Consider the following 9,029-nt stretch of genomic DNA (forward strand, 5'->3'; position numbering starts at 1 on the left):
GCGATTCCGCTCGCCCCACCATCACCGGCCCAGGGAAGCAGGTCAGGACGCAATGCCCAATCAGGCTTGGAAGCGCTTGCAGGAAGGCAACCGCCGGTTCGTCAACGACGAACCCGAACATCCCAACCAGGACACGGCCCGCCGCGAGGCGGTGACGGCGGACCAGAAGCCGTTCGTCACCCTCTTCGGCTGCGCCGACTCCCGGGTGGCCGCGGAGATGATCTTCGACGTCGGGATCGGTGACATGTTCGTCGTGCGCAACGCCGGGCAGGTCATCGACCCCGTCACCCTCGGTTCGCTCGAGTACGGGGTCGAAATGCTCGGCACCCCCCTGCTCGTCGTCCTCGGCCACGACAGCTGCGGGGCCGTGACGGCGGCCTACAACGCCTACGACACCGGGGAGACCCCGCCCGGGTTCATCTCCGATGTCGTCGCCCGGATCCTCCCGACCGTGGCCCGGGCGCGGAAGAACCGCCGCACCACCGTCAATGAGACGGTCGTGCAGAACACCATCGACACGGTCGAGAAGATCATGCAGCTCTCCACGCTGATCTCCCGCGCCGTCGAGGAGGGCCGACTCATCATCGTCGGCATGACCTACCAGCTCCACGACGGTCACACGACCGTCGTCGCCCAGTACGGAGGCGACGAGGCCGCAGTCTCGACCTACGCCTCCTGACCGGCGGCCGGAACGTGAGGGCGCCGCGGCGTCCGCACGTCGCGGCCGCACACACCATCACGAAAGGACAGTGCCCAAGCATGAGCGAAGAGTTTCGCATCGAACACGACACCATGGGTGAAGTGAAGGTTCCCAAGGACGCCCTCTACAGCGCGCAGACCCAGCGGGCCGTCGAGAACTTCCCGATCTCCGGCAAGACGCTCGAATCCGCGCACATCGCCGCCCTCGCGCAGGTGAAGAAGGCAGCGGCAAAGGCCAACCGCGAGCTCGGCGTCCTCGACGCCGACCGCGCCGAGGCGATCGAGAACGCCGCCGACGAGGTCATCGCCGGCAAGCACGATGCGCAGTTCCCCATCGACGTCTTCCAGACCGGATCCGGCACCTCGTCGAACATGAACACCAACGAGGTGCTCGCGACGCTGGCGACGAAGGCCCTGGCCGACAAGGGCATCGACGTCCACCCCAACGACCACGTCAACGCCTCGCAGTCGTCGAACGACGTCTTCCCCACCTCGGTCCACGTCGCCGTGACGAAGGCCCTGGTGACAACGCTCATCCCGGCCATGGACACGCTGGCGACGTCGCTGGAGAAGAAGGCCGAGGAGTTCGCCTCGGTCGTCAAGTCCGGGCGCACCCACCTCATGGACGCCACCCCGGTCACCCTCGGCCAGGAGTTCGGCGGCTACGCCGCGCAGGTCCGCTACGGCATCGAGCGCATCGAATCGGCTCTCCCCCGCGTCGCCGAGGTGCCGCAGGGCGGAACCGCCGTGGGCACCGGCATCAACACCCCTGACGGGTTCTCCTCGCGCGTCGTCGAGATCCTCGCCGAGGAGACCGGCCTGCCGATCACCGAGGCCCGCAACCACTTCGAGGCCCAGGCCAACCGCGACGGCCTCATCGAAGCCTCGGGTCAGCTGCGCACGATCGCCTACGGCTACATGAAGATCTGCAACGACCTGCGGTGGATGGGCTCGGGACCGAACACCGGCCTCGGCGAGATCGCCATCCCCGACCTCCAGCCCGGCTCATCGATCATGCCCGGCAAGGTCAACCCGGTCATCTGCGAGGCGACGATCCAGGTCGCAGCCCAGGTCATCGGCAACGACACGACCGTGGCCCTGTCGTCGACGAACGGCGCGTTCGAGCTCAACGTCGGCATCCCCGTCATGGCTTCGAACCTCCTCGAGTCGATCCGCCTGCTCGCCAACGCCTCGACGGTGATGGCGGAGAAGATGATCGACGGACTGACCGCGAACGTCGAGCGGGCGCGCTTCCTCGCCGAAGCGTCCCCGTCGATCGTCACCCCGCTCAACAAGGTCATCGGCTACGAGAACGCCGCGAAGATCGCCAAGCACGCGGTCGCGAACAAGATGACCGTCAAGGAGGCGACGATCGATCTCGGCTTCGTCGAGAACGGCTCGATCACCGAGGCCGACCTCGACAAGGCGCTCGACGTCATGACGATGATCGGCACCTACAAGTGAGCTGAGCCGCTCACCGCACAGCGCCCGCCGCCGGTCACCACCGACCGTCGGCGGGCGCTGTCGCGTCGGAGCACACCCTAGGACCGGAACGGGTCGAACTCCTCGAGGACGTCGGTGACGAGGGCGGCGATGTCCGAGCGCTCCGAACGGGTGAGCGTGACGTGCGAGAAGAGGTCGTGGCCCTTGAGCTTCTCGATGACCGCGGCGATCCCGTCGTGGCGTCCCACCCGCAGATTGTCCCGCTGCGCGACATCGTGGGTGAGCACGACCTTCGAGTTCATCCCGATGCGCGAGAGCACGGTGAGCAGCACATTGCGTTCGAGCGACTGCGCCTCATCGACGATGACGAACGCATCGTGGAGCGACCGGCCGCGGATGTGCGTGAGCGGCAGCACCTCGAGGATCCCCCGGTTGACGACCTCGTCGATGACGTTCTTGCTCACGAGTGCGCTGAGCGTGTCGAAGACCGCCTCGGCCCAGGGGTTCATCTTCTCCCCCTCGCTGCCGGGCAGGTAGCCGAGGTTCTGGCCGCCGACGGCGTAGAGCGGGCGGAAGACCATGATCTTCGAGTGCTTGTTCTCCTCGAGCACCTTCTGCAGCCCCGCCATGAGAGCGAGCGCGGACTTCCCCGTTCCGGCTCGCCCACCCAGCGACACGATGCCCAGCTCGTCATCGAGCAGCATGTCGATGGCCACCCGTTGCTCGGCCGACCGCCCGTGGACGCCGAAGATGTCCCGGTCCCCGCGCACGAGGCTGACCGTGTTGTTCGCCCGCACCCGGCCGAGAGCCGACCCTCGCGGTGAGGTGATGACGACGCCGGTGTTGACGACTTCGTCGGCCACCGCATCGGTCTGAATCGATCCCGAGTCGTAGAACTCCGACATCTCCTCATCGCCGAGCGCGAGTTCGCTCATCCCCGTGAATCCCGAATCCGTGGCGAGTTCGGCCAGGTACTCCTCGGCCTGGAGGCCGAGCGCTGAGGCCTTGACGCGCATCGGCACATCCTTCGTCACGACGACGACGTCGTGGCCCTCCGCGGCGAGGTTGCGGGCGACCGCGAGGATCCGCGTGTCGTTCTCCGACCGGTCGAAGCCGACGGGCATCGTCGAGGCGTCGATGTGGTTGAGTTCGACGCGCACCGTGCCCCCGGCATCGCCGACGGGGATCGGCTCGTCGAGGCGGTCGTAGTCGGAGCGGAAGTCGTCGAGGATGTGGAGGGCCTTGCGGGCGGTGAACCCGAGTTCAGGATGGTGCCGTTTCGCCTCGAGCTCCGAGACCACGACGAGAGGGATGACGATGTGATGCTCTGCGAATCTCAGCAGTGCTCCCGGATCCGAGAGAAGCACCGAGGTGTCGAGAACGTATGTGTGGACCTTTTCGGCCATGAGGACCCCTGTTGCGTGCGTAGCGCCGAGGTCCAAGTCCTGACATCCCCCGAACCCCGGGTTGGTGTCGACCAACTACAGCCAACCTAACCCCGGTCTCGGGCGTGTCCCGGTACCGGCACGCGCATCCGCGTCATGAACTTCGCATGAATGGGATGGGTGATAGTTTCGGCCCATGGCCGATGCGATCTTCGAGAACCCGCAGCTCGTCGCCGTCTACGATGCCTTCGACGCTCCCCGCGACGATCTCGACCTCTACACCTCACTCGCCGAGGAGGTCGCGGCATCGGCGGTCATCGACCTCGGGTGCGGCACCGGTGTGCTCGCCCGCAGGCTCGCCCGCGCCGGCCGTCACGTCCTCGGCATCGATCCGGCCCGGGCGTCGATCGATCTCGCGAAGGCGCACGCCGCCGAGGAGGGGCTGAGCATCGATCACCGCGTCGGCACCGCAGCGGACATCCCCACCGCTGTCGCCGATCTCGTGACGATGACCGGCAACGTCGCCCAGGTCTTCCTCGGCCTCGACGACCTGCGCGCCGTGTTCGCCGACTGCGCCCGCGGCCTGCGCTCCGGTGGTCACCTCGTCGTCGAGACCCGCGACCCCGCCGTCCGGGCCTGGGAGTCGTGGGGACGGCGCCAGCCGCGCACCCTCGACGTCGACGGCATCGGCGAGGTCACGGAGACCCTGGCACTGGGTCAGGTCGACCTGCCGTTCGTCTCCTTCTCCCACCTCTACCGCTTCGCGGCCACGGGCGATGTCATCGGCTCGCGCTCCCGGCTGCGGTTCCATGAGCAGGGAGAGGTCGCCTCGGCGCTCGAGGCCGCCGGCTTCGCCGTCCGCGACATCCGGGACGCACCGGACCGCCCCGGTGCCGAATGGGTGTTTCTCGCGCAGAAGCGCTGAGCCCGGCGACCACGGACGAAGCGTTGTTCCGGGACTCGGCGTCTACCGGCCGAAGCGGCGCTGGCGCAGCCCGTAGTCGCGGACCGCGCGGAGGAAGTCGGTGCGCCGGAAGTCGGGCCAATAGGTTTCGCAGAAGTAGAACTCCGAGTACGCGCTCTGCCACATGAGGAATCCGGAGAGCCGCTGTTCGCCCGAGGAGCGGATGATGAGGTCCGGATCGGGCTGACCCTTCGTGTAGAGGTGCGCCCCGATCTGCTCGGGTGAGAGTTCGGCGATGATCGTCTCGAGGTCGACGCCGTCGTCGGTCCGGGTCCGCAGCAGGGACTTCACGGCGTTGACGATCTCCTGCCGCCCCCCGTAGCCGACGGCGACGTTGACGCGCATCCCGCGTCCGTCCGAGGAGGCCGCGGCTTCGAGGCGGGCGCGCAGGTCAGGCGGCAGGATGTCGAGGTCGCCGACGAGCTGGACCCACACCCCGTCGAGCTTCGCGATCCGCTCGACCATGTCGGAGATGATCTCGATGAGCACGGCCACCTCGTCGGCCGAGCGGGCGAGGTTCTCCTTCGAGAGCACGTAGAGGGTGACGATCTCGACGTCGACCTCCGTGCACCAGCCGAGGAACTCGACGATCTTGTCGGCCCCGGCGCGGTGGCCGTCGGCGGTCGTCGCCCCGAACTCCTTCGCCCAGCGGCGGTTGCCGTCGGTGATGACCCCGACGTGCCGGGGCACGGGCACCGAGGTGTCGAGCTCGCGCAGGAGTCTCCGCTCGTAGAGGCGGTAGAGCAAGCTCAGCGGTCGTGCCACGTCGCCTTCTTTCTCCTGCGGTCCCGGTCGGTCGAACATCATCCAGAGTACTATCCTCCGACCGCCTCACCTGCGGTCGGTCTCAGCCGGTGACTCTCCGAGGTCAGCGCTGAACTGCCACGACCGGCACATGGGCCGCTGGGGATCCTGCCAGGAGAAGCCAGTAGATTGAAGCCATGAACGCTCCCGTCACGGATCCGCCTGCGCTCGACCGTCCCGATTCGCCGGACCGCCAGCCCCGCTCCGGCGGCGCGTATCCCGTGCGGATCGCCCGGCGCCGCACCGCCCTGCGCTCGGAGCTCGGCAAACTCGCCGGACAGGTCAAGCCGAAGTTGCGCGGCTGGTTCCATGCCGGAGCGTTCCCGCTGGCGATGATCGGCGGGTTCGCCCTCGTCATCATCTCCCCGACGATCGAATCGCGGCTGGCGGCCTCGGTCTTCGCCGTCACCGGGATGCTCCTCTTCGGCACCTCCGCGGTCTATCACCGCGGCCGCTGGCGGACCCGCGCCCGCCTCATCCTCCGCCGCCTCGACCACGCGAACATCTTCCTCATCACCGCCGGGACCTACACCCCGCTCGCTGTCCTCATGCTCCGACCGGACCAGGCGATCCTCCTGCTCTCGGTGCTCTGGGGCGCCGCGGCACTCGGGGTGGCGTTCCGGACGATCTTCACGACCGCGCCGAGGTGGCTCTTCGTCCCCGTCTACGTCTTCTTCGGCGTCGCCGGTGTCGGCTACATCCCGCAGATCTGGGCGACGATCCCGGCTGTCGGCATCCTCATCGTCGTCGGCGGCGTCTGCTACATCGCCGGTGCCGTCATCTACGGCATCAAACGGCCCAACCCGGCACCGAGGTGGCTCGGGTTCCATGAGATCTTCCACATCCTCACGATCGCCGGCTACGGCTGCCACCTCGCCGCGCTCCTCGTCGCGGCCGTCGCCGCGTACTGAGCGTCGGCGGCCGCGCCGCGCCGCACCGGCCGAGCACTCAGCGCACACAACAGCGCCGGACCCGGCGACCGCCTCGGCGATCATCGGATCCGGCGCTGTGGACTGCCGGCGAGGTCGGGATGGGCACTCACCCCGGCCTCTCAGCGGTTCAGCCGTCCTGCTTCCGGGTCTCCTCGGTTCCGCCATCGGCATCGACCTGGTCGGACTCGGAAGAATCGCCTGTGGCCTCGGGGGCGTTGGCCCCGGAGAGCTTCGACTGGTTGGGCACCGCGTACTTGCGCAGCGGGATCGGGTAGGCGTCGCTGGCTCGGGACCGCGCACGTACCCGGCGGACGCGCTTGAGGGCGTCGCGGATGAGGAAGATCGCGACGACGACGATCGCGAACGTCGTGAGGAAGCCGATCGTGCCGGGCGTGACGAGGTCGGGATCGGGCCCACCCGACGGGGTCGCCGTCCCCGTCGCCGCGAGCACCGCGACCGCTGACAGGCTCGACTCGGTTGCCATGACGCTCATGCGCTCTCTCCCTGGTATTCGTCGACGGAGGGTGAGGCCGGGAGCATGCCCTCGGCCGGGACCGTGCTGCCGTCGTCGCGTCGGACGCCGGCGAAGAGATCGGACTCCTGGAAGTCGACGCCCGGAGTCAGCGGCGGCCGGTCGGTGCGGTCGACGGCGAGCTCGAACTCCTCGGTCGGCCAGTACTTCCGGGCCGCGACCCGCGAGGCGGAGAAGAACCCGCCTTCGGGATCGATCTGGGTGGCGTGGGAGAGCAGGGCGCGATCACGGGCGTCGAAGTACTCAACGCAGTCGATGCGCGTCGACAGCCAGTTGACGCGTTCGGCATCGCGCTTCCTGAAGTCCTCGATATGGTCGGCGAACGGCGACTCGAGACCGGCCTCGGTCATCTTCTCGTGAATCGTGATCCACTTCTTCGCCGAGAGGTCCTGGTTGTAGTAGACCTTCTGCACCTGCCACGGCTCGCCGAGCTCGGGATAGGCCTGCGGATCGGCGGCGGCGGCGACGGCGGCCATCGTCACCGCGTGGTTCTTGATGTGGTCGGGGTGCGGGTATCCGCCGAGCTCGTCGTAGGTCGTCACCACCTGGGGCCGGAACTGCCGGATGATGTGGACGAGAGGCAGCATCGCGATCTCGTCGGGCACCCGGTAGAAGCAGCCGGGCGGCGTCTGGTTCTCGAAGTCACCGTCGGGCAGACCCGAATCGACGTGACCGACCCACACGTGCTCGGCGCCGAGCGCGGCAGCGGCGGCCGCCATCTCCTCACGGCGCAGTCCCGCGATGTCGCGGGTGGCCTTGGGCGATTGGAGGAGCGCCGGATTGAGGATGTCGCCGGCCTCTCCCCCGGTCATCGAGGCGATGAGGACGCGCGCGCCGAGATCCGCGTACTTCGCGCTCGTCGCGGCCCCCTTCGACGACTCGTCGTCGGGGTGGGCGTGAACTGCCAGCAGACGCAGACCCTCATATGGAAGCGCAGTCATTTCTCGGAAGATCCCTTTCGATTCGCCGTGAGCCGTTCCTCACTCTGCGTGCCCGTGGACATGATCGCAGAACTCGGATCGACTACTCTAGGTTAGTGCGCGAGACTGACAGATGAGGAATTCAATGACTGAGGTTACAGCCGCAGACCCCCAGAGCGACCGGTACGGCCGCAGCCGCACTCCGCAGCGCCGCCTCAGCCGCCGGGCCACGATCATCGGCGCAGCGGTCATCGCCGTCGCCGTCGTCGTCATCGGCGTCATCAACTTCCAGCCGTCGCAGGAGCCCACGGACCCTCGGACGCTCAACTATGCCATCGTCGATTCCGCGACGACTGAGGTCAGCGTCGCCATCTACCCTGATCAGACCCGCAGCGTGCACTGCATCGTGCAGGCGACGAACGACCGCGAGGCGATCGTCGGCTTCACCGAGGTCAGCCTCGAGGCCGACCCGCAGGCCGACCCCACCTCCCCCAAGCAGATCGACGTCACCCTCGCGACGACGCAGCTCGCGGCCTCGGGACACGCCGACGCCTGCTGGTTCGAGTGAGCCGGTCGGCACTGAGCGCGAACCACCGAGATTCGCTTGCCCCGCCCTTGAGCCGCAAGGTCACCTGTTCCCACTGATTCCTCGCCGAGGCGGTCTGACGTGGCCGATCTCCGCGTCCGGATGGTGATCCAGATCATCGTATTTCGCCGCAGATGCGTTAGACTGTAGTTTCATTCACCACCCGGGCGTACCCCACGCCCGGTTTTTCGTTGCCTGACGTGCCGTCAGTGCACCGAACCGAAGAAGGAGAAGTCATGACCGAGGATGTCACCCAGGAAGAGACATGGTTGACACAGGAAGCCTTCGACCGCCTGTCGAAGGAACTGGAACACCTCTCCGGACCGGGACGTGCAGAGATTGCTGAGAAAATCGAAGCCGCCCGCGACGAGGGTGACTTGAAGGAGAACGGCGGCTATCACGCGGCGCGCGAAGAGCAGGGCAAACAGGAGGCCCGCATTCGCCAGCTCGAACAGCTGCTCCGGTCCGCGAAGGTCGGAGAGAACGAGAGCGACGGCAAGACGGTGTCCCCCGGATCCGTCGTGACCGCAAAGGTCGCCGGCAACGAGATGCGCTTCCTGCTCGGCAGCCGCGAGATCGCCGGCGATTCCGACATCGACGTGTTCTCGGAGAAGTCGCCGCTCGGTGCGGCCGTGCTCGGCGTCGCCGTCGGCGACAAGACGAGCTACGAGGCCCCCAACGGCAAGGAGATCTCCGTCGAGGTCGTCGACATCGAGGCCTTCTCCGGCTGAGACCGACAGCGAACCAGACAGACCGGTGGCCGG

At 67.6% G+C, this 9,029-nt stretch carries 10 protein-coding genes; 6 read left to right on the forward strand and 4 right to left on the reverse strand.

Features of this window, described 5'->3' with window-relative positions; genetic code table 11:
- Positions 1-52 precede the first annotated feature (52 nt).
- Both ABD154_RS10725 and ABD154_RS10730 read left to right on the forward strand, forming a co-directional pair.
- Positions 53-679 (forward strand): carbonic anhydrase, encoded by a 627-nt coding sequence (locus tag ABD154_RS10725; protein WP_344251251.1) that lies wholly within the window; start codon positions 53-55, stop codon positions 677-679.
- Positions 680-759: 80 nt separating this feature from the next.
- Positions 760-2,163 carry a class II fumarate hydratase gene (locus ABD154_RS10730; RefSeq protein ID WP_137824715.1) on the forward strand — a complete coding sequence of 468 codons (1,404 nt, stop codon included), beginning with the start codon at positions 760-762 and terminating at the stop codon, positions 2,161-2,163.
- Between the two features lie 77 nt (positions 2,164-2,240).
- Here ABD154_RS10730 and phoH2 read toward each other — a convergent pair whose 3' ends face one another.
- Entirely contained in the window at positions 2,241-3,548 is a 1,308-nt protein-coding gene (gene phoH2 / locus ABD154_RS10735) for an RNA 5'-3' helicase PhoH2 (protein ID WP_344251252.1), read from the reverse strand.
- A gap of 175 nt (positions 3,549-3,723) precedes the next feature.
- Here phoH2 and ABD154_RS10740 point away from each other — a divergent pair, with 175 nt between their 5' ends.
- A complete protein-coding gene (locus ABD154_RS10740; RefSeq protein ID WP_344251253.1) occupies positions 3,724-4,452 on the forward strand; it encodes a class I SAM-dependent methyltransferase in 729 nt (242 codons plus the stop codon).
- A 42-nt stretch (positions 4,453-4,494) separates the two neighbouring features.
- Here ABD154_RS10740 and ABD154_RS10745 read toward each other — a convergent pair whose 3' ends face one another.
- On the reverse strand, positions 4,495-5,256 hold the full coding sequence (locus tag ABD154_RS10745) for an isoprenyl transferase (RefSeq protein ID WP_269780020.1): 762 nt from the start codon (positions 5,254-5,256) through the stop codon (positions 4,495-4,497).
- A gap of 176 nt (positions 5,257-5,432) precedes the next feature.
- Here ABD154_RS10745 and trhA point away from each other — a divergent pair, with 176 nt between their 5' ends.
- Entirely contained in the window at positions 5,433-6,206 is a 774-nt protein-coding gene (gene trhA / locus ABD154_RS10750; protein ID WP_344251254.1) for a PAQR family membrane homeostasis protein TrhA, read from the forward strand.
- A gap of 148 nt (positions 6,207-6,354) precedes the next feature.
- Here trhA and ABD154_RS10755 read toward each other — a convergent pair whose 3' ends face one another.
- Both ABD154_RS10755 and mca read right to left on the reverse strand, forming a co-directional pair.
- The gene (locus tag ABD154_RS10755; protein WP_344251255.1) at positions 6,355-6,720 is read right to left on the reverse strand and encodes a hypothetical protein; all 366 of its coding nucleotides are present in this window, start codon (positions 6,718-6,720) and stop codon (positions 6,355-6,357) included.
- Positions 6,717-7,700 carry a mycothiol conjugate amidase Mca gene (mca, locus tag ABD154_RS10760; RefSeq protein ID WP_344251256.1) on the reverse strand — a complete coding sequence of 328 codons (984 nt, stop codon included), beginning with the start codon at positions 7,698-7,700 and terminating at the stop codon, positions 6,717-6,719. Before mca ends, ABD154_RS10755 begins: the two co-directional genes overlap by 4 nt.
- A 124-nt stretch (positions 7,701-7,824) precedes the next feature.
- On the opposite strand from mca, the gene ABD154_RS10765 reads away from it, so the two are divergent.
- Positions 7,825-8,247, forward strand: coding sequence for a DUF4307 domain-containing protein (locus tag ABD154_RS10765; RefSeq protein ID WP_344251257.1), 423 nt, complete (start codon positions 7,825-7,827; stop codon positions 8,245-8,247).
- A gap of 254 nt (positions 8,248-8,501) precedes the next feature.
- Positions 8,502-8,996, forward strand: a complete 495-nt coding sequence (gene greA, locus ABD154_RS10770) for a transcription elongation factor GreA (protein ID WP_344251258.1) — start codon at positions 8,502-8,504, stop codon at positions 8,994-8,996.
- Positions 8,997-9,029: the final 33 nt, after the last annotated feature.

Source organism: Brevibacterium sanguinis, from assembly GCF_039528855.1.
Taxonomy (GTDB): Bacteria; Actinomycetota; Actinomycetes; order Actinomycetales; family Brevibacteriaceae; genus Brevibacterium; species Brevibacterium sanguinis.